General features: G+C 70.5%; 24 protein-coding genes and 1 pseudogene. 7 read left to right on the forward strand and 18 right to left on the reverse strand.

What is annotated here, in order from left to right:
- Window positions 1-41 precede the first annotated feature (41 nt).
- Window positions 42-995 (reverse strand): 2-hydroxyacid dehydrogenase, encoded by a 954-nt coding sequence (locus tag ABT186_RS03230; RefSeq protein ID WP_351228280.1) that lies wholly within the window; start codon window positions 993-995, stop codon window positions 42-44.
- A 335-nt stretch (window positions 996-1,330) separates the two neighbouring features.
- Here ABT186_RS03230 and ABT186_RS03235 point away from each other — a divergent pair, with 335 nt between their 5' ends.
- On the forward strand, window positions 1,331-2,923 hold the full coding sequence (locus tag ABT186_RS03235) for a GMC oxidoreductase (protein WP_502973132.1): 1,593 nt from the start codon (window positions 1,331-1,333) through the stop codon (window positions 2,921-2,923).
- Window positions 2,924-3,036: 113 nt separating this feature from the next.
- Here ABT186_RS03235 and ykgO read toward each other — a convergent pair whose 3' ends face one another.
- The 5 genes and pseudogenes from ykgO to ABT186_RS03260 all read right to left on the reverse strand — a co-directional run bounded on the left by ykgO (window position 3,037) and on the right by ABT186_RS03260 (window position 4,835).
- A complete protein-coding gene (gene ykgO / locus ABT186_RS03240) occupies window positions 3,037-3,159 on the reverse strand; it encodes a type B 50S ribosomal protein L36 (RefSeq protein WP_351228284.1) in 123 nt (40 codons plus the stop codon).
- Between the two features lie 35 nt (window positions 3,160-3,194).
- On the reverse strand, window positions 3,195-3,455 hold the full coding sequence (locus ABT186_RS03245) for a type B 50S ribosomal protein L31 (RefSeq protein WP_351228286.1): 261 nt from the start codon (window positions 3,453-3,455) through the stop codon (window positions 3,195-3,197).
- A 46-nt stretch (window positions 3,456-3,501) separates the two neighbouring features.
- Window positions 3,502-3,666 carry a 50S ribosomal protein L33 gene (gene rpmG, locus ABT186_RS03250; protein WP_351228288.1) on the reverse strand — a complete coding sequence of 55 codons (165 nt, stop codon included), beginning with the start codon at window positions 3,664-3,666 and terminating at the stop codon, window positions 3,502-3,504.
- Between the two features lie 246 nt (window positions 3,667-3,912).
- A pseudogene (locus tag ABT186_RS03255) lies at window positions 3,913-4,017 on the reverse strand (oxidoreductase); the annotation flags it as partial.
- Between the two features lie 77 nt (window positions 4,018-4,094).
- Window positions 4,095-4,835, reverse strand: coding sequence for an SDR family oxidoreductase (locus ABT186_RS03260; protein WP_351228290.1), 741 nt, complete (start codon window positions 4,833-4,835; stop codon window positions 4,095-4,097).
- A gap of 156 nt (window positions 4,836-4,991) precedes the next feature.
- On the opposite strand from ABT186_RS03260, the gene ABT186_RS03265 reads away from it, so the two are divergent.
- Window positions 4,992-5,684 (forward strand): TetR/AcrR family transcriptional regulator, encoded by a 693-nt coding sequence (locus ABT186_RS03265; RefSeq protein ID WP_351923357.1) that lies wholly within the window; start codon window positions 4,992-4,994, stop codon window positions 5,682-5,684.
- Between the two features lie 61 nt (window positions 5,685-5,745).
- Here ABT186_RS03265 and hemC read toward each other — a convergent pair whose 3' ends face one another.
- Window positions 5,746-6,681, reverse strand: coding sequence for a hydroxymethylbilane synthase (gene hemC, locus ABT186_RS03270; protein ID WP_351228294.1), 936 nt, complete (start codon window positions 6,679-6,681; stop codon window positions 5,746-5,748).
- A 146-nt stretch (window positions 6,682-6,827) separates the two neighbouring features.
- Between hemC and ABT186_RS03275 the strand changes: the two genes are divergently transcribed.
- Both ABT186_RS03275 and ABT186_RS03280 read left to right on the forward strand, forming a co-directional pair.
- Entirely contained in the window at window positions 6,828-7,568 is a 741-nt protein-coding gene (locus tag ABT186_RS03275; RefSeq protein WP_351923359.1) for a YqjF family protein, read from the forward strand.
- Window positions 7,569-7,753: 185 nt separating this feature from the next.
- Window positions 7,754-8,941: a PP2C family protein-serine/threonine phosphatase gene (locus ABT186_RS03280; RefSeq protein ID WP_351923361.1), complete on the forward strand. Its 1,188-nt coding sequence runs from the start codon at window positions 7,754-7,756 to the stop codon at window positions 8,939-8,941.
- A 56-nt stretch (window positions 8,942-8,997) separates the two neighbouring features.
- Here ABT186_RS03280 and bla read toward each other — a convergent pair whose 3' ends face one another.
- Window positions 8,998-9,906: a class A beta-lactamase gene (bla, locus tag ABT186_RS03285; protein WP_351923398.1), complete on the reverse strand. Its 909-nt coding sequence runs from the start codon at window positions 9,904-9,906 to the stop codon at window positions 8,998-9,000.
- Window positions 9,907-10,126: 220 nt separating this feature from the next.
- Here bla and ABT186_RS03290 point away from each other — a divergent pair, with 220 nt between their 5' ends.
- Entirely contained in the window at window positions 10,127-11,782 is a 1,656-nt protein-coding gene (locus ABT186_RS03290; RefSeq protein WP_351923363.1) for an alkaline phosphatase family protein, read from the forward strand.
- Between the two features lie 96 nt (window positions 11,783-11,878).
- Here ABT186_RS03290 and ABT186_RS03295 read toward each other — a convergent pair whose 3' ends face one another.
- From ABT186_RS03295 to ABT186_RS03315, 5 genes are all read right to left on the reverse strand, one after another.
- Complete coding sequence (locus ABT186_RS03295) at window positions 11,879-13,021, reverse strand: winged helix DNA-binding domain-containing protein (RefSeq protein ID WP_351228336.1); 1,143 nt, start codon at window positions 13,019-13,021, stop codon at window positions 11,879-11,881.
- A gap of 8 nt (window positions 13,022-13,029) precedes the next feature.
- The gene (locus ABT186_RS03300) at window positions 13,030-13,824 is read right to left on the reverse strand and encodes an alpha/beta fold hydrolase (RefSeq protein ID WP_351228302.1); all 795 of its coding nucleotides are present in this window, start codon (window positions 13,822-13,824) and stop codon (window positions 13,030-13,032) included.
- A complete protein-coding gene (locus tag ABT186_RS03305) occupies window positions 13,722-14,399 on the reverse strand; it encodes a phosphotransferase (RefSeq protein WP_351228304.1) in 678 nt (225 codons plus the stop codon). Before ABT186_RS03305 ends, ABT186_RS03300 begins: the two co-directional genes overlap by 103 nt.
- Before the next feature lie 63 nt (window positions 14,400-14,462).
- Window positions 14,463-15,206 (reverse strand): gamma-glutamyl-gamma-aminobutyrate hydrolase family protein, encoded by a 744-nt coding sequence (locus ABT186_RS03310; RefSeq protein WP_351923400.1) that lies wholly within the window; start codon window positions 15,204-15,206, stop codon window positions 14,463-14,465.
- Window positions 15,191-16,681 (reverse strand): aldehyde dehydrogenase, encoded by a 1,491-nt coding sequence (locus ABT186_RS03315; RefSeq protein ID WP_351923365.1) that lies wholly within the window; start codon window positions 16,679-16,681, stop codon window positions 15,191-15,193. The genes ABT186_RS03310 and ABT186_RS03315 overlap by 16 nt, the downstream gene beginning before the upstream one ends.
- A 118-nt stretch (window positions 16,682-16,799) precedes the next feature.
- On the opposite strand from ABT186_RS03315, the gene ABT186_RS03320 reads away from it, so the two are divergent.
- Entirely contained in the window at window positions 16,800-17,510 is a 711-nt protein-coding gene (locus ABT186_RS03320) for a type 1 glutamine amidotransferase (protein ID WP_351923367.1), read from the forward strand.
- A gap of 63 nt (window positions 17,511-17,573) precedes the next feature.
- Here ABT186_RS03320 and ABT186_RS03325 read toward each other — a convergent pair whose 3' ends face one another.
- Both ABT186_RS03325 and ABT186_RS03330 read right to left on the reverse strand, forming a co-directional pair.
- Window positions 17,574-19,031, reverse strand: a complete 1,458-nt coding sequence (locus ABT186_RS03325) for an APC family permease (protein ID WP_351923369.1) — start codon at window positions 19,029-19,031, stop codon at window positions 17,574-17,576.
- 136 nt (window positions 19,032-19,167) lie between these two features.
- Window positions 19,168-19,791 (reverse strand): TetR/AcrR family transcriptional regulator, encoded by a 624-nt coding sequence (locus ABT186_RS03330; protein ID WP_351923371.1) that lies wholly within the window; start codon window positions 19,789-19,791, stop codon window positions 19,168-19,170.
- On the opposite strand from ABT186_RS03330, the gene ABT186_RS03335 reads away from it, so the two are divergent.
- Window positions 19,790-19,936, forward strand: a complete 147-nt coding sequence (locus ABT186_RS03335; protein WP_351228314.1) for a hypothetical protein — start codon at window positions 19,790-19,792, stop codon at window positions 19,934-19,936. The two genes, ABT186_RS03330 and ABT186_RS03335, sit on opposite strands and share 2 nt — an antisense overlap.
- On the opposite strand, the gene ABT186_RS03340 is transcribed toward ABT186_RS03335, so the two are convergent.
- Genes ABT186_RS03340 through ABT186_RS03350 form a run of 3 tightly spaced genes read right to left on the reverse strand, consistent with a single transcriptional unit; the run spans window position 19,917 to window position 23,205 of the window.
- On the reverse strand, window positions 19,917-20,762 hold the full coding sequence (locus ABT186_RS03340; RefSeq protein WP_351228316.1) for a fumarylacetoacetate hydrolase family protein: 846 nt from the start codon (window positions 20,760-20,762) through the stop codon (window positions 19,917-19,919). The two genes, ABT186_RS03335 and ABT186_RS03340, sit on opposite strands and share 20 nt — an antisense overlap.
- A gap of 18 nt (window positions 20,763-20,780) precedes the next feature.
- Window positions 20,781-21,725, reverse strand: coding sequence for a 3,4-dihydroxyphenylacetate 2,3-dioxygenase (locus ABT186_RS03345; RefSeq protein ID WP_351228318.1), 945 nt, complete (start codon window positions 21,723-21,725; stop codon window positions 20,781-20,783).
- The gene (locus ABT186_RS03350; RefSeq protein WP_351923373.1) at window positions 21,718-23,205 is read right to left on the reverse strand and encodes an aldehyde dehydrogenase; all 1,488 of its coding nucleotides are present in this window, start codon (window positions 23,203-23,205) and stop codon (window positions 21,718-21,720) included. The genes ABT186_RS03345 and ABT186_RS03350 overlap by 8 nt, the downstream gene beginning before the upstream one ends.
- Window positions 23,206-23,223: the final 18 nt, after the last annotated feature.

Consider the following 23,223-nt stretch of genomic DNA (forward strand, 5'->3'; position numbering starts at 1 on the left):
CCCCACCGAGTGTCGGCCGGCCGGCGCAGTCCGACGACCCGTCAGCCGCCTCCGGTGACCACCACGTTGGCCACCGGCCTGCCTGCCGTGTAGCGCGCCAGCTGCGCCCGTACCAGCGCCAGGGCGCGCGGATGGAAGGCCGAGGTGATACCGGCCGTATGCGGGGTGATGAGGGTGTTCGGAGCCGTCCAGAGCGGGTGCCCGGGTGGGAGCGGCTCAGGGTCTGTGACATCGAGGGCCGCGCTCACGCGCCCGGCCCGCAGCTCGTGCACCAGCGCGGCGGTGTTCACCACCTGGCCCCGGGCGACGTTCACCAGGAGGGCGCCGTCCTTCATCCGGGCCAGGAAGTCCGCGTCGACCATGCCGCGGGTGGCCTCGTTGAGAGGCACCGTCAGTACCACCACGTCGGCCTGTGGCAGCAGGAACGGCAGGTCCTCCAGCGCGTGCACCGGCCCCTGTGGCGCCTCCCGTGCCCTGCGCGCCACCCGCGCGAGGACGCACTCGAACGGAGCAATCCGCGCCTCGACGGCAGCGCCGATGGCCCCGTATCCCAGGATCAGGACGGTCCGGTCGGCCAGTGCGGGCCGGAAGCCGCGGGACCACCGCTGCGCGTCCTGGGCGCGGACGAAGTCCGGTATCCCGCGCAAGGATGCGAGGACCAGCGCCACCGCGAGCTCGGCCGTGCTCGCGTCATGGACTCCCTTGGCGTTGCAGAGCGTGACACCGGCGGGCAGACGCGGCACCAGGTCCTCCACGCCCGCGCTCAGGGACTGCACCACGCGCAGGCTCGGCAGCCTTGACAGCAGGGGCAGCGCTGCGGTGGTGAAGGTGTAGGGGACGACGAAGAACTCGACCGTCTCCAGCACCCGTCCGGAGGGCGGCCGACCGGTACCGTCCCAGACGGCCGCGGGCCAGCCCTCGGGAAGTCCGCCGAGGGCGGACGGCGCGAACGGCAGCAGGAGCCTGGCGCCGACGGGTGCCTCGGCCGATGCCATCACGTGGACCCCATTCGCGCCGACCGGTCGAGAGGCTGCGGGTGTACCCGGCCGGCGACTCGTACGGCCGCGCCCTCGACGAGTGGCGAGCGACAGTCGATATGCGACAGTGTTCCACTGCTGCCGCGACGAGGCTCGCGGAGGAGCCGGGGCGTGTTCTGCTCCGCGCCCCGCAACGGCGCCGGATCTCTGAAGTGCCGCCCGGCCGGCCCCGTTGTAGCTTGCCCGTGAAAGGACCTGTCCTGCGCGGGTGGCCGGGTCACGGCGTGCCGCCTCCCGCCGAGTGCCCGAGGCCGGTCGAGCCGGGCACGGGCAGGGCAGGCAACGACTCCAGAATGGAATCCCCCGTGGCCGGCGATCAGCACTACGACGTCGTCGTCATCGGCACCGGCGCGGGCGGCGGCACCCTGGCGCACCGGCTGGCGTCGACCGGCAAGCGCGTCCTCATCCTCGAACGTGGTGACTACCTGCCCCGCGAGCGTGACAACTGGGACTCCACGGCGGTCTTCGTCAAGGGCAGGTACCGTGCCCCGGAGTACTGGTACGACAAGGACGGCAACGCCTTCCCGCCCGAGGTGAACTACTACGTCGGCGGGAACACCAAGTTCTACGGCGCCGCGCTGTTCCGCCTCCGTCCCGAGGACTTCGGCGAGCTCCGCCACCACGACGGGATCTCACCCGCCTGGCCCATCGACTACCACGACCTGGAGCCGTACTACACGCGGGCGGAGCAGCTCTACCTCGTACACGGCCGTCACGGGGAGGATCCGACCGAGGGCCCGGCCGGCGCGCAGTACCCGTTTCCGCCGGTCGAGCACGAGCCACGGATCCAGCAGCTCAGCGACGACCTCGAGAAGCACGGCCTGCACCCCTTCCACCTGCCGATCGGTGTCAACCTCACCCAGAACGAGCAGGGCCGCGCCGCCCACTACAGCGTCTGCATCCGCTGCGACCGGGTGGACGGTTTCCCCTGTCTGCTGGGTGCCAAGTCCGACGCCCAGGTGATCTGTGTGGATCCCGCCCTGAAGCACGACAAGGTAACCATGATCACCCGCGCCCATGTGCGCAGGCTGGGGACCGACTCCTCCGGCCGGACGGTCACGGCAGTGGTGACCGAACTCGGCGACGGCAGCACGGTGAGTTTCTCGGCGGACATCGTCGTGGTCGCCTGCGGCGCGGTCAACTCCGCGCTCCTGCTGCTGCGTTCGGCGAACGACCGGCATCCGAGGGGGCTGGCCAACAGCTCCGACGTGGTCGGCCGCCACTACATGCGGCACAACAACCTGGCCCTGATGGCGGTGTCGAAGGAGCCCAACCCCACCGCGTTCCAGAAGACCCTCGCCCTGCACGACTGGTACCTGGGCGCGGACGACTGGGACTATCCCCTCGGCGGGATTCAGATGCTCGGCAAGTCGGACGCGGAGCAGATCCATGGCGAGGCGCCGCGCTGGGCGGGCGTCATCACCCCCGACATGCCTTTCGAGGTGCTCGCGCACCATGCGGTCGACTTCTGGCTGTGCGGAGAAGACCTGCCGCACCCGGACAACCGGGTGACCGTGGACGCCGACGGCAACGTACGGCTCGCGCTCGACGAGAAGAACAACATCGCCGGGCTCAAGCGACTGCGCCACAAACTCCAGGGGATGCTCGGAAAGCTGGGGATGCACGAGCACCACCTGCTGCCGCACAGCATCTATCTGCACAAGGGCATGCCCATCGGCGCCACAGCGCACCAGGCCGGCACCGTCCGGTTCGGCACGGACCCGGAGTCCTCCGCCCTCGACGTCAACTGCAAGGCCCACGACCTGGACAACCTCTATGTCGTGGACACCAGCTTCTTTCCGAGCATCGGAGCGGTGAACCCGTCCCTGACGGCCATCGCCAACGCGCTCAGGGTCGGTGACCATCTCGCCGAGCGGTTGGGCTGACCACCCGGTCGGCGGAGCAGCCCGCGCCCATGGAACAGGGCCCGCCGGGCCGGCTCACAACGTCGGTCGGCCCGGCCCCGCGACGTGCAGGGCCGGACCGATCGGCTTTCCCGTCAGCCCTGGCGGGCCTTGAAGCGGGGGTTCTTCTTGTTGACGACGAACGTCACGCCCCGCCGGCGCACCACCTGCGCCCCGGGCTTGGTCTTCAGTGAGCGCAGGGACTTGCGCACCTTCATGACGGTGTCCTCCTTCTGCTCGGCACGGCCCGCGGTCAACGGTGGGCGCGGGCCGTGCGGCCGTAGCGCCGCTCGAAGCGCTCCACACGGCCGGCGGTGTCCACGACCCGCGAGGTGCCGGTGTAGAACGGGTGGCTCGCCGACGAGATCTCGACGTCGACCAGCGGGTAGACGTTGCCGTCCTCCCACTCGATCGTCCTCGACGAGTGCGCGGTCGAGCGGGTGAGAAACGCGACGTCCGCCGCGCGGTCACGGAAGACGACCGGGCGGGAGACGGGGTGGATGCCAGGCCTCATGGGGTTTCCTTCCTCGTGGCCGTCCGCGGGGTGGCGGAGGCTCGGGTCATCGTTCCTCGCGGAAGAGGACGTGCTCCCGGGCCACCGGGTCGTACTTGCGCAGCACAAGCCGGTCGGGGTTGTTGTTGCGGTTCTTGCGCGTCACGTAGGTGACGCCGGTCCCGGCCGTCGACTTCAGCCTGACGACGGGGCGCACGGTGTTGCGTGCCATGAGGTCCTCCTTTCGCCCACATCACGGGATCCTGTCCCGCGCATGTCAGCTTCGTGGGCTGTAACAACGTCCCTCGCGCCTGCATTCCCCGCGTGGCAGTCGCGCTCCGCGCCGCTGTCCGGCGGCCTGGGACCGGCCCCCGTCGGCCCTCCTCGCAGACCGGCGTCCGTCGGGACCTTCGCGGGAGGCGAGCACCTGAAGAGTCGCTCCGTCGGTGAGCAGTTCCTGGATGCCCGTGCGGTGTTAGACCTGGGCCAGTTGCTCCGGCGTGAACGCCTCGGTCGGGCCCAGCACCATGTGCCCGGCGTTGTGGACCACCACGTCGAGGCGGCCCTGGTCGGCGAGAATGCGCTCGATGGACGTGCAGGACCAGTCGTCCGTGGAATCAATGCGCTTCTTCAGTGCGCTTCTTCGTCGAGTGCGGTGGGTCAGGCGAGGCCGCCATTGCTGAACAGGACCTGGCCGTTCACCCAGCGGGCCGGCCCGGCGAGGAAGGCAACGGTCTCGGCGATGTCCTCCGGCCTGCCGAGCCGCTCCAGCGGCGCGGCCTTGGAAAGGTTGTCGATGGTCGCCTCGTCCTTGCCGTCGAGGAAGAGCGGGGTGGCGGTGGGGCCGGGAGCGACCGCGTTGACGGTGATGTCCTTGCCGCGCAGTTCGCGGGCGAGGATCAGGGTGATCGCCTCGACGGCCGCCTTGCCGGCCACGTACGCGCCATAAGCCGGGAACTGGGTGCGGGTGACCGACGTGGAGAAGTTGATGATCGCCCCGCCACCGCGCAACCGTCGGGCCGCCTGCTGATCGACGACGAAGGTGCCGCGGATGTTGGTGCGGTGGACCAGGTCGAGCTCGTCCAGGTCCAGGTCCGCAATGGGGCTGAGCCGCATGATGCCGGCCGTGTTGACCAGCACGTCGATGCCGCCGAACGCGGCCTCGACGGCGTCGAACGCCTCGGCCATCGCGTCTTCGTCGGCGACGTCGCCCCCTACAGCGATGGCCCTGCCGCCACCCACGGTGATCTCCTCGACCAGGCTGTCGGCCTTGTCCTTGTTCCGGGCGTAGTGCACGCCGATGGCGAAGCCGTCCTCGGCGAGCCGCTCGACGACGGCACGGCCGATGCCGCCGGAGCCACCCGTGACCAGGGCGACGCGGGTCGAAGTGATGTCGTTCATGGGTTTCCTCCTCCAAGAATCACTGATAGCTCGATCGCGCAATCGACGATAACAGCGATCGGAATCGACGACAACAGTTGACCGATATCGGTGATACGAGTCCGGACCAAGGGACACCCGTAGCGGTATCCAGTCCCTTCGCGTAGCGTTGATAACATGACTGACCAGTCCGAACTCCGCCTACGGATGCTGCAGGCAGCCGAGAAACAGCTCGCCGCATCGCCCGGGCATGACATCTCCACGCGCGCCGTGTGTGAGGCCGTCGGGGTCGGCCAGCCCGTGCTCTACCGTCTCTTCGGCGACAAGGCCGGGCTGCTCAGTGCCCTCGTGGACCACGGCTTCGACCGCTACATCCAGCGCAAAAAGGCGCTCGAGGTCACCGGCAATCCTCTCGACGATCTCCGTGCCGGATGGGACGACCACATCGCCTTCGCGCTGGAGCGCCCGGCGATCTACCGGCTGATGTTCTCTCCCACGCTCGCGCAGCAGCCGACAGCGCCGCGCACTGTCTTCGAGATGCTCACCAGGACGCTGGAGCGGTGTGCGCAGGCGGGTGCGCTGCGCATCCCACCGGAGCTTGCTGCACAGCAGATCCTGTCGGCCAACATCGGCGTTGCCCTGGGGCTCCTGGTGCGCCCCGACATCTACACCGACCCCGGCTTGTCCGCCAAAGTGCGCGACGCCGTCTTCGCCGCCTGCATCGGTACGCCGGCCCCGGATCCGGGCGGCGAGTCCTCCGGCCGTACGGCGATCCAGCTGGCCGCCCAGTTGCGCCGGGCTCCGGTGCCTTCACTGGGAGACGAAGAGCAGCGTTTGCTCCTCAAGTGGCTGGACAGCCTCGGCGATTAGGCCGGTCGTACGGGGTGGCGTGTCGGCGCTGCGCGCGGCCTTATGCGGTGCACGCGGTGGCTCAGTGCGGGATGGAGTCGATCAGTTCGCGTGCGCCCTGGCGGAGGAGGGCGACGGCGACCGAGGTGCCCAGCGTGGCCGGGTCCAGGCGCCCCGCCCATTCGTGCGCGTTGAGGACGGTCTTGCCGTCGGGCGTGAACACGCAGGCCCGCAAGGAGAGGTCGCCGTTGAGGCCGGTCCTGGCGTATCCGGCGATCGGGGAGTTGCAGTGGCCCTGAAGGACGTGGAGCAACATGCGTTCCGCGGTGGCTTCGCGGTGGGTGTCGGGGTCACCGAGGGCGCTGACCGTGTCGATCAGGTCGTTGTCGTCCTCGCGGCACTGCAGGGCGAGGATTCCGGCGCCGATGGGCGGCATCATGGCGTCGGTGGGCAGGATCTCGCTGATCACGTCCCGGCGGTTGATGCGTTCCAGGCCGGAGACGGCCAGCAGCAGTGCGTCGACCTCGCCCGCGGCGAGTTTGTCCAGCCGCCGGTTCGCGTTGCCGCGCAGCGGCACGCAGGTGAGGTGCGGGTGGGAGGCGGCAAGCTGGGCGATGCGGCGGACCGAGGAGGTGCCGATCCGGGTGCCGGCGGGGAGTTCGTCGAGGGTCAACCCGCCGGGGTGGACGAGGGCATCACGGATGTCGTCGCGTTTGAGGAATGCCGCGAAGACGGTCCCGGCCGGCAGAGGACGGTCGGCGGGGACGTCCTTGACGCAGTGCACCGCCAGGTCCGCCTCTCCTGCCAGGAGTGCGGCGTCGACCTCCTTGGTGAACGCGCCCTTGCCCTCGACCTGGGAGAGGTCACCCAGCCACTTGTCGCCCGTGGTCTTGACGGGCACGACTTCGGTACGGATGTCCGGGCGCAGTCCGGCCAGTTCGGCGCGCACACGCTCCACCTGAGCCAGGGCCATGGGCGAGTCACGGGAGACGATGCGGATGAGCTCATGGGCGGGCATGCCGCCCACGATAGCCGTTCGGGCCCCTGCGCCGAGCCCCGAACCGGAGACTCGACCCCGGTGCACGGAAGGCAAGGCCGACGCGCGTCCCGTCGCGGTGCACATGTCCTCGTTCTTGCGCTCTTCCTGTGCTAAGACGCTGCGTCATGGAGATCGAGCCGATAACCCTGTCCACTCCACGGCCCGTGCGGCGGCCGACGTTTGTGCAGGGCTGGCATGAACTGACGTTTCTGCACTGGCCGGTGGAGCCGGAGGCGGTGGCCGGGCTGTTGCCGGCCGGGACACGCCCCGACACCCTCGACGGGGCCACGTACGTCGGGCTGGTCCCGTTTCTGATGCGCCGCGTGGGCTTGGGGCCCGGCCCCGGCCTGCCGTATCTCGGGACGTTCTGCGAGACGAACGTGCGCCTGTACTCGGTGGACAATGAGGGTCGGCGCGGTGTCGTGTTCCGCTCCCTGGACGCGGCGCGCCTGATACCCGTACTGGCGGGCCGACTTGGCGTTCGGCTGCCGTACATCTGGTCGACGATGCGCATGCGCCGTGAGCGGGATGTCATCACCTACAGCTGCCGTCGACGAGGCCCCGCGGCCCGGGGGCCGGCCAGCCGAACGGTGGTGAGGACCGGGCGGCCGCTCACGGAGCCCACACCACTGGAGCGGTTTCTGACGGCCCGGTGGGGCCTGCATGTCTCATGGCACGGCCGCACGGTGCACCTGCCCAACGAGCACGAGCCGTGGCCGCTGCACCGGGCCGAGTTGCTGGACCTGGACGACGGCCTGGTCACCGCCGCGGGCCTGCCCCCGATGACGGCTCCGCCGGTCAGCGTGCTCTACTCGCCCGGCGTAGCCGTACGATTCGGCCCCCCTTCCGTGCTGTCGCCCGCCTGAGGCAGCCGGCCGGACGCCCGGAGCCACCCGGTTCGATGCGTCCACGCCAGGCTCCGGAGTCGCTCCCGCGATGCTCGATGTACGAGGGCGGTCACGAGAACCCTGCGCGCGACGATCATCACGCTCCGTCACCGCCATGCGGGCACGCGGTGCGCGGGGCCCGGCGGCGAGGCAGGGTGGAAGGCGTGGGTCCCCAGCAGGGCAGCGATGGCCTGCGGCAACCATGGCTATCGAGTCACGCGCTGCTGCTGCTCCCCCTCGCGCTCATCGTGGTGATCACGGTGGTGGACATCCGCTCCCCCGCGGACATCCATCTGGGACCTGCCCTGGTCATCGCGCCCGCGCTCACCCCTTCGTTTGCCGGCCCCCGGATGACCGGCCTCGTCGGAGCGCTGGCGGTCGCGGCCCAAGTGATCATCGCCGTCTTTCACGGCGGGCTGACCACCGCCAACCACATCGTGCAGATCGTCACCCTCGCCGTGCTCTCGGTGCTGGTCGTGATCTACTCCGTCATCCGCGAGCGGCGCCGCGCCCAGCTGGCCCAGATCCGGTCGGTGGCCGAGGCCGCGCAGCACGTACTGCTGTGGCCACTGCCGGAACAGATCGGTCCGCTGCGCGTGGCCTCCCTGTATCTGGCCGCCGAGGACGAAGCACAGATCGGCGGGGACCTGTATGCGACCGATCGCATGGACGGCGCGGTGCGCGTCATGATCGGTGACGTACGCGGCAAGGGCCTTTCCGCCATCGGCGAGGCCGCACTGCTGCTCGGTGCCTTCCGCGAGGCCACCCACCGGCATACCTCCCTGCCGGAACTGGCTGCTGCCCTGGAGCAGAGCGGGAGCCGTTATCTGGCCGACTTCGAACCGGCCGAGGAGGTCGACGAACGCTTCGCCACCGCGTTGCTGGTGGAGATCCCCGACGAGGACCCGACCACCCGGATGACCAGTTGCGGGCACCCTCCGCCGCTGCTGCTCAGCCCCGGTCACGTGGTCACCGTTCCGAGCCTGCACCCCGCACCTCCGCTGGGGGTCGGCTGGGCAGGGCTGGGCGACTACACCCTGGACGTGTTCTCCTTCGAGGCCGGCGACACGCTCCTGCTCTACACCGACGGCGTCGTCGAGGCCCGCGACGCCGGGGGCCGCTTCTACCCGCTCGCGGAACGCGTCGCTCAATGGACCGAGGCCAGTCCGGAGGCGCTCATGCACCACCTCCGCCGCGATCTCCTCGCCCACACCGGCGGACGACTCGGCGACGACGCCGCCCTCATCGCTCTCCACCGCACCCCTGACGCCCACCACGCCCGCCATCACGGACGGATCTTCCCCGCCAACGGGTTCCGCCATCGGCACGGAGCCCACCCGCATGGTGGCTGATCGACAACAGACGGGGGCGCCTCACCGGCGCCTCCCGAAGCCGCGTGGGCATCGAATCAGGTGAGAGCGCCTGCCAGGACCGTCGCCGTCTTCGCGATCAGCGGTTCGTCCGCCGGTGCGTCGGCCTCGTCCGTGGTGGACAGGACAGCCATCACGATCGGTCCCTTGTCCGGCGGCCAGGTGACGCCGACGTGGTTCGTGGTGCCGTAGGCGCCGGTGCCGGTCTTGTCGGCAACGGTCCAGTCCACGGGCAAGCCGGCACGCAGGCGCTTGCCGCCGGTCGTGTTGTCCAGCAGCCATCCCGTCAGCCGCCTGCGGTCCGCGGGGGCGAGGACGGCGCCGAGGGCAAGCCGCGCGTACGTCCTGCCGATGCTCCGGGGGCTGGTGGTGTCCGTCAGTCGTCCCGGTTCGGCCGAGTTCAGGTCCGGCTCCCACCGGTCGAGCCGTGTCACGCGGTCTCCGACGGAGCGGCAGAAACGAGTGACGGACGTCGGTCCCCCGAGCTGCTCCAACAGGAGGTTGGCGGCGGCGTTGTCGCTGTAGGAGATCGCCGCACCGCACAGATCGGCGACGCTCATCCCCTGTGCGAGGTTCTCGGGCAGGCCGGTGACCGGCGCGTTACCCGACTTGTCGGTGTCGTGCTCGGTGTAGTGGATGACCTTCGAGAGGAACGATCCGTCCCGGTCGAGGTCCCTCAGGACAGCCGCGACTGCGAGCGTCTTGAACACCGAGCACATCGGAAACAGTTCGTCGCCGCGATAGTGGATCTGTTTGCCCGTCACGGTGTTCCACGCGAACACCCCGAGACGGGCGGAGTGCTCCCGCTCCAGGTCACGCAGTTGTCCCCGCGCGTCATCGCCGGGACCGGCGGCATAGGCGGCCGAAGTGGCAGAAGCGGCAACGAAGGCCGCTCCGAGGCCACCGGTCAGGACCGAGCGACGAGACGGGCGACCGCACCCGGTCAACTCCCCCTGGCTGTCGGCGCCTTCACGGTTCTCGGCTCTCGTGATCAACACAGTAACAGCACACCTGTCACCCGTACGGATCTCGTCGTCTTTGCGTGCGCCCGTGCGTTTCTTTGGCAGGACACGGTACGGAAGTCCGCTTCCGTACACGTTTTCCCCCTCGGATGTGGGTGCACGGCTCACAGGCTTCTTCAAGCCCCGCACATCCCGAGGAGAACGCATGGTCGCCCGACCCCTCCCTCCTGCCCGTACCGTCACGGCGGTCGCCGCCGCACTCGCCGCCGTCGGTGCCCTCACCGCGACGGCCACTGCGCCCGCCTCGGCGCACGCACACACCGACGCCCGGCACGTCCTGCTGCTGTCCATCGACGGCCTGCACCAGTCCGACCTGGCCTGGTACATCGCCGGCCACCCCGAGTCGGCGCTCGCGCGGCTGGCCGCCGGCGGTGTGGAGTACACCCACGCGAGAACCACCGTCCCCTCCGACTCGTTCCCCGGCATGGTCGGCCAGATCACGGGTGGCAACCCGGGCACCACGGGCGTCTACTACGACGACGCCTACAGCTCCGCTCTCCTCCCGGCCGGCACCACCGCGTGCGCGGGCGCCAAGCAGGGCGCCGAGGTCGACCTCACCGAGGACCTCGACAAGAACAAGGACTCCATCGACGCGGGCCAGGGCCTGAGCGGCCTGCCCGGCAGCATTCTCAAGATGACCGGTGACGCCCGCAGCCTCATCGACCCGTCGAAGCTGCCGGTCGACCCGAAGACCTGCAAGCCGGTCTACCCGTACTCGTACCTGAAGGTGAACACGGTCTTCGACGTGGCCCGGAAGGCCGGGCTGCGGACCGCGTGGTCCGACAAGCACGTCGCGTACGACATCCTGAACGGACCGTCCGGCACCGGTATCCAGGACCTGTTCGCCCCCGAGATCAACAGCCGGGCGATCGGTTACGCGTCGGGGGACTGGACGAAGGACAACGCCGCGACCGAGCAGTACGACGGCTACAAGGTACAGGCCGTCCTCAACGAGATCGACGGCTTCGACCACAGCGGCACTTACAAGCTCGGCACCCCGGCGGTCTTCGGCATGAACTTCCAGTCCGTCTCGACCGCCCAGAAGCTGCCCACCTCCGACGGGCTGACGGGCGGTTACCAGGCGAAGGGCGTGCCCGGCCCGCTGCTGGCGAAGAACCTCGCCTTCGTCGACAAGGAGGTCGGGGCGTTCCTCACCGAACTCCGCAAGCGTCATCTGGACGGCAGCACGACGGTCATCCTGTCGGCCAAGCACGGCCAGTCGCCGACCGACCCCACGGCGCTGACCCGCATCGACGACGGCCCGCTGCTGGACGGCCTCAACGCCGCGTGGAAGGCCGCCCACCCGGGCGCCGGTGACCTGGTCGCGCACGCCGTGGACGACGACGCCATGCTCATCTGGCTCACCGACCGTTCGAAGGCAGCCACCGACTTCGCCAAGGCGTTCCTGCTCGCCCAGTCCGGCCAGGGCAACGGCATCGACGGCAAGGACAAGCCCTTCTCCGCGAGCGGTCTGAAGAAGCTGTACGCCGGTGCGGACGCCGCCCGTTACTTCCACGTCCGCCCGGGCGACTCGCGCGTGCCCGACCTGTTCGGCATCGCCCAGTACGGTGTCGTCTACACCGGCGGCAAGGGCAAGATCGCCGAGCACGGCGGCGCCCACGCCGACGACCTGGACGTCCCGCTCGTCGTCTCCGGCGCCGCCGCCCCGCACGGCGTGCGCGTCGGCGACACCGTGGAGACCACGCAGATCGCCCCGACGATCCTGCGGCTGCTCGGCCTCAACCCCCAGGCCCTGGACGCCGTACGCACCGAGCACACGCGGGCACTGCCCACCCGCTGACAGCACCGCTGTCGCCCGGCGACGACACCGACATGGCGGGGCCGCCACACCGGCGGCCCCGCCCCCTTGCGCAGTGCGCCATGTACGGGTGGAGGGTCATGCGCCCTTGAGTATCCGTGTCCGGCTGCGGGGCAACTTGGCCCACCAGTGGTCGTATCGGCTGTAGACCCGGGGATCGCGATCGGCCAGCAGGGTCGTCAGGGACCGGGCCTCCTCGGCGAGTCCGTCCCACACATTGGACGACAGGTCGTGGAAGGCGGTCGCCTCGATTCCGCCCTCGACCGGGCGCCACACGCCGGCGACGTAACCGTCGACCAGGAGCGTCGGCAGCACATCTCCGTTGTTGCGGGTCACCAGCGAACGGTAGTCCGGCGGAATCACCCGGCCGCGGTCGGCGTAGGCCAGCAGGACGCTGTCCCACATCGCCATCAGCCGGGGCGGGGCCGGAGTCTCCTCCGGCGGGCGCGGGGCCCCGGGGATGTCGAACAGCGCCGCGCCGTCGGGCCCCGTAATGTGCTCGACCACGCCGTCGAGCGCACGCAGGGCCTCGCGCACCGGCGCTCGTTGCACCATGGCGAACTGCGCCACATCCGCCACCGACGCCGGCCCGAACCCTTCCAGATAGCGCAGGATGAGGGTCCGCAGCGTCTTGGGATCCGCCGCCCGTCCCATGGGCACGGGTCCCGTTCCCGCAGCGACGTACGAATGCCGGGTGCCGAAGGACCACGGACCGCCGACCGGGACGTGCAGCAGGGGCGCGTAGGACCGCAGTCCCCACCATGCCCCGGGCTTCTTTTCGGCGCCGACCCGCTGTTCGAGCCATGTCTCCAGCTCGGTGGCCGTCCGCGGCCGGCCGGCGAACTCCAGCAGCTCCGGTATCAGTTCGGCGGCGTCGGCCGGGGTGAGCCCGGCGGCCGCGAAGCGGTAGCCGAGCCGGGAGGCATACAGCGTCGGCTGCATCGCCTCGCGGAAGGCCTGGTAGTCGTCCGCGTGGACCGTGTGCAGCGTGATCCGCATCAACGTCGCCTTGACGATCGACTTGTCGGTGAAGGCGGCGTCCAGGTCTGCCGGGGCGAAGCCGGTGAGCCGGTTCCACAACGCGAGATACGGTGAGGCAGGGTGCTGCGCCTGCAGCGCGACCACCCGGCGGACCGCTTCGAGGACGTCCAACTGCTGTCTTTGCAGGAGGAGTTGACGGCTCAATGTGGCACGGTTGAGCGCCCGCGCGGTGATCTCCACGTCGCGGCTCATCCCAGGAATGCCGCGGTGGTCGCCACGAACCGGTCGGCATCGTCGAGCCACGGGTAGTGCCCGGTGGCGGGCTGGACCACCAGCTCGGCGCGCGGCAACAGCCCGGCGAACCCGGCCACCGCCTGGGGAGGGGAATTCAGATCGACCTCCCCGGCGAGCAGCAGCGTCGGCTGCTCGAACCGTGCGAGTGCCCTGCGGGCGGTGTCCGGGTCGAAAGCGCCCGCGGCGCCGTAGACGGCTGCGGCCTCCTGGTTCCGCTGCTCCTTCTCAGTGGCCTTGTGGGCGCGGGCTGCCTCGTCCCAACGGCCGTAGTAGAACGGTGCGATCGCCTGCCAGGAGTCGGCGGTCGCCCGGCCGGCGACGATCGCCTCCAGGGCCGCGTACGCCTCCCGGAACCAGGGCTCGCCCCGGCGGAGTTGCGCGGTCTCACTGCGCAGCTCTCCCGTGACCGTGATGCCGACGGCCATGGCGCTCGGCGTGATCAGCGCGAGCTTGCTGACGCGTTCCGGGTGGCGGCTCACATACAGCACGGCCAGATTCGTACCGCCGGAATGCGCCAGCAGGTCCATACGGTCGAGGCCGAGGTGCTCGCGCAGGGCCTCCACGTCGTCGACGAGCCGGTCGCAGCGGTAGGAGGCGGGGTCGTCCGGAATCGCGGACTCCCCGGTGCCCCGAAGGTCCAGCATGATCAACTGCCGATGGGCGGAAAACCCACCGAGGTCGCCCAAGTAGGCGGAGGCCTGCATCGGTCCCCCGGGCAGGCAGACCACGGGAGGCCCGTCTCCGAACACGTGGTACGCAAGCTTGGTTCCGTCGTGCGCGGAGAAGGCAGGCATGGGCCAAGACCCTGCCAGCGGCGTTCCGGCAGGGCAACCGAATTCCCCGACGCAGGTGTACGGCGCATGCACCGCAGCGACGCGGAGCTCAGGCATGCCGGAGTCGCGCGGTCCCGGTCGGCCAACGGCCCGTTGCCGAGGTCCTCGCGGGTGTCTTCGGCCGACAGGCCGTCGGGCGCGACGCGCCGTAGGGCGGTGAGGAGTTCCGCGAGTGCGACGGCGACCCCGAAGGAGTCGGCGAGCGCCTCGCCGTCCGAGCGGCGGGACACCGCCCATCGCCAAGGACAGCCGAAGCCGGGCTCGCCCACCCCCACGGACAACGGGCCGGCCAGGGGCAGGTGCGGGGCGAGCCTGGGCAGCCACATCGCCTCCTTCGCAGCCTGCCGGACGGCCCCGGCCGGGCGCGGCAACCGGACCGACGGGCGGTCGGCCCGCCGCGTGCCGCGGGCGGTCGGGGCCATCACAGGGCGTCGTGGCCCTGCCCCTCGACCGGAGTCCCCGGGCGGGCCAGGGCGGCGGCCGTCAGCCATCCACCGCCTCCGGGGAAGACGCCCGGCACGGTACACAGGCGCGTACCGCGACCGAGCGGGCCATCACAGGGCGTCGCGGACCTGCCCGTCGCGGCGGTTCTGTGCGGCGCGGACCAGGGCGTCGAACAGGCCCTGCTGAGCGGGGTCCTGGTGGGCGGTGTCCTCGGGGTGCCACTGGACGCCGGTGAACCACCCCGCGGCGCCGGGGAGTTCGAGTCCCTCCACCGTGCCGTCGGCGGCCCGGGCGGTGACCGCGAGTCCGGCTCCGGTGCGGTCCACCCGCTGGTGGTGGTAGCAGGAGGCCTCCGTCTTCTCGGCACCGACGGCCTGTTCGAGCCGGGTGCCGCGCTGCACGGCCACCGGGTGCACGAGATGGCGGTGCTCCAGCTCCGGGCCGCCCATGTCCTGCTCCAGGGTGCCCCCGAGGGCGACGTTGACGACCTGCAGCCCGCGGCAGATGGCGAGCAGCGGAAGGCCCAGGTCCAGGGTCCGGCGGGCGACTTCGAGGTCGCAGGCGTCCTGGAGGTCGTCGACGTCGTACACGCTGTCGTGGGTGACGGTCGCGCCGTACCGGTACGGGGCCATGTCCCCTCCGCCCGGGAGCAGGACGCCGTCGAAGCGGGCGAGCCGGGCGGTCACGTCGCAGTCACCGGGGTCGGCCGGATGGATGGTGGCCGGTTCGCCGCCCGCCCGCCACACCGCCTCGACCAGTGCTCGGGCGTTGACCTCGGCGGTATACCGCAGGGCGGAGGTGGTGGCGGAGAAGCGGGCGGGGATGGCGATGAGCGGTCTCACAGCTGGATCCAGGTGGTCTTGAGCTCGGTGTACTTCTCAAGAGCGTGGACGGATTTGTCACGGCCGTTGCCGGACTGCTTCATACCGCCGAAGGGCACGGTCAGATCGCCCTCCTCGTAGCAGTTCACCCAGACCGTGCCGGCCTTCAGGGCGCGCGAGACCCTGTGGGCGGTCGACAGGTCGGAGGTCCACAGCCCCGCGGCGAGCCCGTACTCGGTGGCGTTGGCGAGCGCGACGGCCTCGTCGAGGTCGTCGAAGGTGAGCACGGACAGGACCGGGCCGAAGATCTCCTCGCGGGCCAGCCGCATGCCCGGGTCGACCCGGTCGAAGACGGTGGGCCGCAGGAAGCTGCCTCCGGACTCGACGAGGGTGCGGTCGCCGCCGGCGCGCAGCCGGGCGCCTTCGTCGAGCCCCGAGCCGATGTGCTCCAGGACCCGGCCCAGGTGGCTCTCGCCGACGAGGGCGCCCATCTCGGTGGCCGGGTCGAGCGGGTCGCCGACACGCAGGATCCGGGCACGCTCGATGACGGCCTCGGTGACCTGTTCGGCGATCGAGGAGTGCACCAGCAGCCGGGAGGGGGCGGTGCACATCTCGCCCTGGTTGAAGAAGATGCCCCAGGCCGCGGTGGCCGCGGCCTGCTCCAGGTCGGGGGCGTCGGGCAGGATGATGTTCGGCGACTTGCCGCCCAGCTCCAGCCAGACGCGCTTGAGGTTCGATTCCGCGGCGTAGTGCAGGAAGTGGCGGCCGACGGCCGCGGAGCCGGTGAAGGCCAGTACGTCGACGCCGGGGTGGAGTCCGATGGCCCGTCCGGCGACCGGTCCGTTGCCGTTCACGACGTTGAGTGCGCCGGGCGGCAGTCCGGCCTCGGTGGCGATCCGGGCCAACAGCAGTGCGGACAGCGGGGAGTTCTCGGAGGGCTTGAGCACCACCGTGCAGCCGGCCGCCAGCGCCGGAGCGATCTTCCAGCTCGCGAGCGTCAGCGGGAAGTTCCACGGTACGACGGCACCGACGACCCCGGCCGGCTCGCGGGTGATCAACGCCAGGGCGTCGGGCGCGGTGTGCGGGGACTCGTCGGTGAGCTTGTCGGCCAGTTGCCCGTACCAGCGGAACGTGGTGATGGCGGCACGCAGTTCGATGCCGTACGCGTCGCTGATGGGCTTGCCCATCTCCAGGCTGACGGTCAGTGCCAGCTCTGCGCGCCGCTCTTCGAGCAGGTCGGCGATCCGCAGCAGCACCCGGCCCCGCTCGGCGGGTGTCAGGCGCGGCCACGGTCCGGAGTCGAAGGCCCGCCTCGCTGCGGCGACGGCCGCATCCACCTCGGCTGCGCCTCCGTCGGCGACCTGAGTCAGCACCTGGCCGTCGCACGGCGAGACGACGGGGTAGGTCGCTCCCCCGCCTGGGTCGTCGGCGCCGTCGATGTGATGGGCACCGGGCAGGTCCAGGGACTTGGCGCGGCGCAGCCACTCCTCGTGGGTGGCGTCCAGCATGGGAGACCTCCAGAGAAAACATTTGAAGTCAAACGATATGATCGGGATACGGACCGCCACAAGGGCTCGGCCGGATCGGTCCGACGGGCCCGCGGGATCAGGGAAAGGAGCAGCCGGCGTGCGTGCACTCGTCATCCGGCACGAACACGTGACGGAGCCGGGCCTGGTCGGAGCCCGGCTCATCGAGCGCGGATACGACCTGACCACCGTGACGGTGGTGCCGGAGGACCGGCACCACACACCGAACGTCACCCACGACTTCCCCGGCGCCGACGAGTGGGACGTGATCGTGTCGCTCGGGGCCCCCTGGTCGGTGTACGACGAGGAGGCCGTCGGCAGCTGGATCGGCGGCGAGCTGGCCCTGCTGCGCAAGGCGCATCTGCTCGGCGTCCCGGTGCTGGGCGTCTGCTTCGGCGCCCAGGCCCTGGCCACGGCACTCGGCGGCTCGGTCGAGGCCTCCCCCCGTCCCGAGATCGGCTGGACCGAGGTCGACTCCGACGACCACGGCCTGGTGCCGCCCGGCCCCTGGTTCCAGTGGCACTTCGACCGCTGTGTCCTGCCCCCGGATGCCGAGGAGGTGGCCCGTAACGCCGTGTGCCCACAGGCGTTCCGCATGGGACGCACCCTCGGGGTGCAGTTCCATCCGGAGATCATCACGGCGATGGTCCGTGGGTGGATCGATCTGGGCGGCAGGGAGCAGTGCCGGCGACAGGGCGTGGACCCGGAGGGGCTGCTCGCGCGGAGTCGCGCCATGGAGCCGCAGGCACGCGACAACGCCCGCCGCCTGGTCGACGGCTTCCTCGACCGGGTGGCGAACAACTCCCGCTGAGGGGCGTCCGGCCGGGTCTCACGGTGCGGTCCGGCCTGAGCCGGACCGCACCGGACGCGTCCGTCAGCTCATCCCCGGCCTCCTGGCCCGGGTCAGCCGCGCCGCGGCGACCCCGAGGACGAGGACCACGGGGACGGTCAGCTGGAGCCACAGGGCCGTGGTCCGGTCGCCGCCGATGAGGGTGGTGAAGTTCTGCAGGATCAGCCAGATGGCGGCGGCGATGCCGAGGGCACCCAGAACGGGGGCGATGAGCGTGTTCCAGGGCCGGGTGTCGACGCGCGACCGGCGGAAGAAGAAGACGACGGAGACCGAGGTCAGGAAGTAGAGGAGCATGATCGCCAGGACCGCGACCCCGCTGAGCCAGGAGAAGAGCGTCAGCACCGGGTCCTTGCCCAGCACCGCGAAGGGCATGACCAGCAGCAGCGCGATGACGGTCTGGACGCAGCCGGCCGCCCAGGGAGAGTGGCGCCGGTTGACCGCGGTCAGTCCGTGCGGCAGCAGGCCTTCACGGCCGAGGGAGAACAGATAGCGGTTGGCTGAGTTGTGGAACGCCAGGATTCCGGCGAAGAGCGAGGTGGCCAGCAGGACGGGCAGCACGTCGCCGGCCCAGGCGCCGAACCGGTCGGTGATGGGCGCGAAGACGAACGCCGCGGCATCGCCCGAGCCCAGTGCCTTGCCCGCCTCGGCCGTGGCCTTCGAGGCTCCGTGCGCGGAGATGAGCATCCAGGAGGTGAAGGCGAAGAAGCCGGTGATGACCGCGACCGACAGGTAGGTGGCCCGGGGGACCGTCTTGCGGGGTTCACGGGCCTCCTCGCCGTAGATGGCCGTGGCCTCGAAGCCGAACATCGACGCCACGGCGAACATCAGCGCCACACCCGGAGCGCCTTGGAGCGCGGCGTGCGGGGAGAAGCTGTCGGCGAAGCCGAGTCCCTCGGGCCCACCGCCCTTGACGAAGGTCACGAGCGCGAAGACGAGCAGGATGCTGAACTCCGCCAGCACGAAGACCGCCAGGACCTTGGCACCCATCTCGATCCCCGCGGAACCGAGGACCTGGACGAGGGCCATGGTGACCAGGACCCAGATCCACCATGCCACGTGCACACCGGCGTAGTGCTCGACCAGACCGCTCACCGTGGCCCCGTACAGCCCGTACATGGCGGCCTGGACGGCACAGTAGGCGAAGAGCGCCACGCCGGCGCTGCCGGAGCCGGCCGGGCGGCCCAGCCCCTTGCCGATGTACACGTAGAAGGCGCCGGCGTCCACGACGTGGCGCCCCATGGCGACGAAGCCGACGGAGAACAACAGGACGATGACGCCGGCCGCGAGGTACGCGGCGGGGGCACCGGCTCCGTTGCCGGTGGCGACGGCGATCGGTACGGCCCCCGCGATGCCGGTCAGCGGTGCCTGCGCGGAAAGGACGAAGAAGAGGATGCCCAGAACACCGAGGGAATTGGGCTTGAGCCTGCCGGCCGGGGCGGAATCGTGCGCGGCGCGCGGGGCGACCGCCGTCTGACTGTCCACTCGAATCACCTGCTGGGGACGGGGAGAGAGATTTCGTTTTAGGCCAAACGAGTTGCCTCATAGTGGGCTGGAACTATCCGTCTGGCAAGGGGTTGCGGGCAGATTCCTGGCCGGCGGGCGATTTATCGCAGAGCCGTCATGCGCCGTTGCCGTCGGCGTCCCCGTCGGCGTCGAGGAGCCGGAGCAGGGAGCGCAGCTTCTCCAGGGCGGCGTCGGTGACGTCGGGCTCGCCGAAGACGAGCTGGTGCAGGACGAGGCCGTCCAGCGCGGCAAAGACCAGCCGGGTCAGCGCCCGGTCGGCAGCGTCCGGCAGCATCCGGGACAGCTCTCGCCGGGTGGCGTCGAAGTACTCGTCGTAGAGCGCGCGCAGCTGCGGCAGCAGCTCGGGCCTGCGGCGTGACTCGAGCAGCAGCTCGTACTGGAAGGCCTGGGTGTCCGGATCCGCCGTGACCATGTCCGACAGCCCGGTCGAGAAGTCCGCGACCTTGCCGGTGCCGGGTTCCAGCGCGCTGGTGCTCAGTGAGGTGCGGATCGTATGGGCGAGGGCCTCCTCGATCAGCGCGTCGCGCGAGCCGAAGTGGTGCACGACGAGCCCGTGGGTGACCCCGGCCTCCTCCGCGACGGCCCGGTAGGTGAGCCTGCGCAGACCGCCGCGGGCCACCACGCGCACGGCCGCGTTCAGCAGGGCCTCGCGTCCCTCCCCGTAATGCACACGCTTGCGCGGCCGGCGGCTCTTCGGGGCGTCCGCGGATTCGGTCATGGCTGCGACCCTACCCGCCGTGCGCAGGTCACAGCACTGCCTCGGCTTCCGGGGTACCCGGACGGTGCGCGCCTCACCGGGCGGCTCGGGGCGGGCCCCGGTGCGGCGCGGCATCATGGGCCGGTTCAGCGGCGCGGCGGCCTGATGCCACGGAATTCCCAGTCCCCGCCCAGGGCCGTGGACAGAACCTCCTCCGACTCGGTGGGCTGCGCGCCCACGTCCGTACGGATGGGGGTCGGTCCGGTGACGATGTGGTTGGTGAGCCGGCCCAGGCCCTCGACCTCCACCTCGACCACATCACCGGGCCGGACCGGGCGGGAGTTGGCCGGGGTCCCGGAGAGCAGCACATCGCCGGGGTAGAGGGTGATGGTGCGGGCGATGTCGGCGACGAGGTAGTGCATGTCCCACTTCATCTCGTCGGTCGAACCGTCCTGCACCACCTCGCCGTTGACGTAGGTCCGCAGCCGCTTGCCGCGGAAGTCCCAGTCGGTGACCAGGCCCGGGCCGAGCGGGCAGAGGGTGTCGGAGCCCTTGACGCGGAGCATGGATCCGGCGTCGGTGTCGCGGAAGTCGTGCAGGCCGTAGTCGTTGGCGATGGTGTAGCCCGCGATGTACTCCCCCGCCTCGGCCGGGGCGATGTTCCGGGCGGTCCTGCCGATGACGATGGCGACCTCGCCCTCGTAGTTGAGCCACTTGCAGCCCTCGGGGCGGACGATCGCACCCTTGTGGGAGTTGAGGGACGAGGTCGGTTTGTGGAAGTAGGTCGGGGTGTCGGGCAGAGCGATCTGGAACTCCTCGACCCGGCTGCGGTGGTTGAGGTGGACGGCGATCACCTTGGAGGGCACCACGGGGGGCAGGTGCTGGGCGTCCTCGGTCTTGACGCGGCGTCCGTCCCCGGCGAGGAGTTCGACTCCCTCGACGGTGACCTGGACGGCGGCGCCGTCCAGAAGGATGCGGCGGTACTCGGGCATGAGAGCTCCTGGATCCGACTAGATACGGCTGTGGGGGGTGCGCGGGGCGGCGGGGGCGGGCAGACCGGTGCCGGTCCAGCCCTCGACGGGGCGGTCGAACCACAGGTGGACCTGGCCGGTGCCGACGGAGTTCTCGTACTCGCCGTACTGGCGCGCCTTGGCTGCACAAGCCCGCTCGCCGAGGGCGCCGGCCATCATCAGGTAGTGGAAGAACTTCGCCTCCGGCTTGAACTTCCAGAACTCGTCCATGGTGTCGAGGACCTTGTCGTGGCGGCCCTCCTTGAACCAGGCGATGCGCTCCTCGTCGGCCGCGCGGGCCTGCGGCGTGAAGATGTGGACCGGGTCGCTGGCTTCGTGGTCGCGCAGCTCGCGCAGGGGCCAGAAGGTGTGCGACAGAGCGCCGGAGGCGATCAGCAGCACCCGTCGGCCCGGCGTGGCGGCGATGCCGTCGGCCAGCGCGCGCCCGAGCCTCAGATGGTCCTCCATGTCGCCGGTCTGGCACACGCCGATCGTCACCCACCGCTTGTCGGGCAGGCCCTCACCGAGGTACTTCCAGAGGTTGATGGTGGCGTAGTAGATCGGCAGGTACTCGTCGTCGATGGGGGTGATCCAGGTGCCGTACTTGTCGGCGAACTGGGCCACGTTGTGGGCGAGTTCGGGGTCGCCGGGGAAGTCGTACGGCATCCTGCACATGCCGCGCGGCAGCTCCTCGGAGGTGAACAGCCCGGCCCGGCGCTGCTGTGCGGTGACGACGAACTCGACCGTCGTGGCCCAGTGCGAGTCCAGGACGACAACGGTGTCGTATTCGTTTGCGGCATCCCGCTCGAAGACGTCCTTGCGCAGCTGCCGCAGGCCGGTGACGAGGGTGATCTCCTTGCCCTCGTTCAGCTCCAGGCGGTCGGCCTCGGGCAGCACGATGGTGGGGACGTGGGCGAGCAGACCCGCCCCGACGATCTCACCCATGGTCCTTCCATCCCTTCGGGGCGGTCACGGTGTTCTTCAGGTCGCAGTAGAAGTCGAAGCTCCAGGTGCCGCCCTCGCGCCCGACACCGGAGAGGCGGGAACCGCCGAAGGGCGCCTGGAGGTCGCGTACGAAGAAGCAGTTGACCCAGACGGTGCCGGCCACCAGCTGTGCACTGACGCGCTGGGCGCGGTCGGGGTCACCGGTGGCGATCGTGGCGGCCAGCCCGAAGCGGGTGTCGTTCGCGAGGCGGACGGCTTCCTCCTCGGTGGCGAAGGTCTGCAGGGTCAGCACCGGGCCGAAGACCTCCTCCTGGACGATCTCGGAGTCCTGGGCGACATCGGTGAGCAGCGTCGGCGCGTAGTACTGGCCGTCGCCCGGGTGACCGCCGATGACCGTGCGGGCTCCCGCCTCGATCGCTCGCTGCACGAAGCCGTCGATCTTCTCCAGCTGGCGCGGATGGATGTTGGGGCCGATGTCGGTGGCCGCATCGCGCGGGTCGCCCTGCGTCAGCCGGGCGGCCCTCTCGACGAAGCGGCGGGTGAACTCCTCGGCGATCGACTCCTCCACAAGCAGCCGGGTGCCCGCCAGGCAGACCTGCCCGGCGTTGTCGTACTGTTCCACGGCCAGGTCGACAGCGAGGTCCATCTCGGCGTCGGCGAAGACCAACAGCGGTGACTTGCCCCCGAGTTCGAGGCTGAGGGGGGTGAGGTTCGCGGCGGCCGACTCCGCGATCCGCCGGGCCGTCGGAACGGAGCCGGTGAAGCTGATGCGGCGGACGTCGGGGTGCGAGACCAGGGCGTTGCCCGCCTCGGCGCCGTATCCCTGCACCACGTTGAGGACGCCGGCCGGGAGTCCGGCCTCGGCCGCGATGTCGGCCAGCAGTGAGGCCGTCAGCGGCGACCACTCGGCGGGCTTGAGGATCACTGTGTTGCCGGCGGCGAGGGCCGGGGCGACCTTCCAGGTGGCCAGCATCAGCGGCGCGTTCCACGGGGTGATCAGCACGCAGGGACCGGCCGGGTCCCAGCTGACGTGGTTGGTGTGGCCGCGCCCCGCCGCGGAGCCGCTCGTGTATGTCGTGAAGTCCTCGTGTTCCAGCTGCAGCAGCCAGTCGGCGAAGAACCGGAAGTTCTGGGCGACGCGCGGCATGACGCCCCGCCGGTGCGAGCGCAGGAGGGCCCCGTTGTCGGTGGTCTCGACGATGGCGAGCTCTTCAAGCCGCTTCTCGACACCATCGGCGATGGCGTGCAGGATGCGGGCGCGTTCGGCGCGGGGCGTGGCGGCCCAGCCGGGGAAAGCGGCCTTGGCGGCGGCAACCGCCGCCTCTGCCTCGGCCGCGCCGCCGCGGGCGATCTCGCCGAGCGTGCTGCCGTCGATCGGCGAGACGTCGGAGAACGTCTCGGCGGAGGCGAGGCGCTCGCCGCCGATCCAGTGCCGTGTGTCGACGGCGGTCCCGGCGACGGTGATGGTGTGGTCGGTCATGTCCGGTCTCCAAGTCCT

The organism is Streptomyces sp. NPDC001634 (genome assembly GCF_040298185.1).
Taxonomy (GTDB): domain Bacteria; phylum Actinomycetota; class Actinomycetes; order Streptomycetales; family Streptomycetaceae; genus Streptomyces.

Bases quoted from the DNA above. Each gene is read 5' to 3' on its own strand.
- ABT186_RS03230 (WP_351228280.1), bottom strand. From the start codon at position 995: ATGGCATCGGCCGAGGCACCCGTCGGCGCCAGGCTCCTGCTGCCGTTC.
- ABT186_RS03235 (WP_502973132.1), top strand. From the start codon at position 1,331: ATGGAATCCCCCGTGGCCGGCGATCAGCACTACGACGTCGTCGTCATC.
- ykgO (WP_351228284.1), bottom strand. From the start codon at position 3,159: ATGAAGGTGCGCAAGTCCCTGCGCTCACTGAAGACCAAGCCCGGGGCG.
- ABT186_RS03245 (WP_351228286.1), bottom strand. From the start codon at position 3,455: ATGAGGCCTGGCATCCACCCCGTCTCCCGCCCGGTCGTCTTCCGTGAC.
- rpmG (WP_351228288.1), bottom strand. From the start codon at position 3,666: ATGGCACGCAACACCGTGCGCCCCGTCGTCAGGCTGAAGTCGACGGCC.
- ABT186_RS03260 (WP_351228290.1), bottom strand. From the start codon at position 4,835: ATGAACGACATCACTTCGACCCGCGTCGCCCTGGTCACGGGTGGCTCC.
- ABT186_RS03265 (WP_351923357.1), top strand. From the start codon at position 4,992: ATGACTGACCAGTCCGAACTCCGCCTACGGATGCTGCAGGCAGCCGAG.
- hemC (WP_351228294.1), bottom strand. From the start codon at position 6,681: ATGCCCGCCCATGAGCTCATCCGCATCGTCTCCCGTGACTCGCCCATG.
- ABT186_RS03275 (WP_351923359.1), top strand. From the start codon at position 6,828: ATGGAGATCGAGCCGATAACCCTGTCCACTCCACGGCCCGTGCGGCGG.
- ABT186_RS03290 (WP_351923363.1), top strand. From the start codon at position 10,127: ATGGTCGCCCGACCCCTCCCTCCTGCCCGTACCGTCACGGCGGTCGCC.
- ABT186_RS03305 (WP_351228304.1), bottom strand. From the start codon at position 14,399: ATGGCTGACGGCCGCCGCCCTGGCCCGCCCGGGGACTCCGGTCGAGGG.
- ABT186_RS03315 (WP_351923365.1), bottom strand. From the start codon at position 16,681: ATGCTGGACGCCACCCACGAGGAGTGGCTGCGCCGCGCCAAGTCCCTG.
- ABT186_RS03335 (WP_351228314.1), top strand. From the start codon at position 19,790: ATGGCTGCGACCCTACCCGCCGTGCGCAGGTCACAGCACTGCCTCGGC.
- ABT186_RS03330 (WP_351923371.1), bottom strand. From the start codon at position 19,791: ATGACCGAATCCGCGGACGCCCCGAAGAGCCGCCGGCCGCGCAAGCGT.
- ABT186_RS03340 (WP_351228316.1), bottom strand. From the start codon at position 20,762: ATGCCCGAGTACCGCCGCATCCTTCTGGACGGCGCCGCCGTCCAGGTC.
- ABT186_RS03345 (WP_351228318.1), bottom strand. From the start codon at position 21,725: ATGGGTGAGATCGTCGGGGCGGGTCTGCTCGCCCACGTCCCCACCATC.
- ABT186_RS03350 (WP_351923373.1), bottom strand. From the start codon at position 23,205: ATGACCGACCACACCATCACCGTCGCCGGGACCGCCGTCGACACACGG.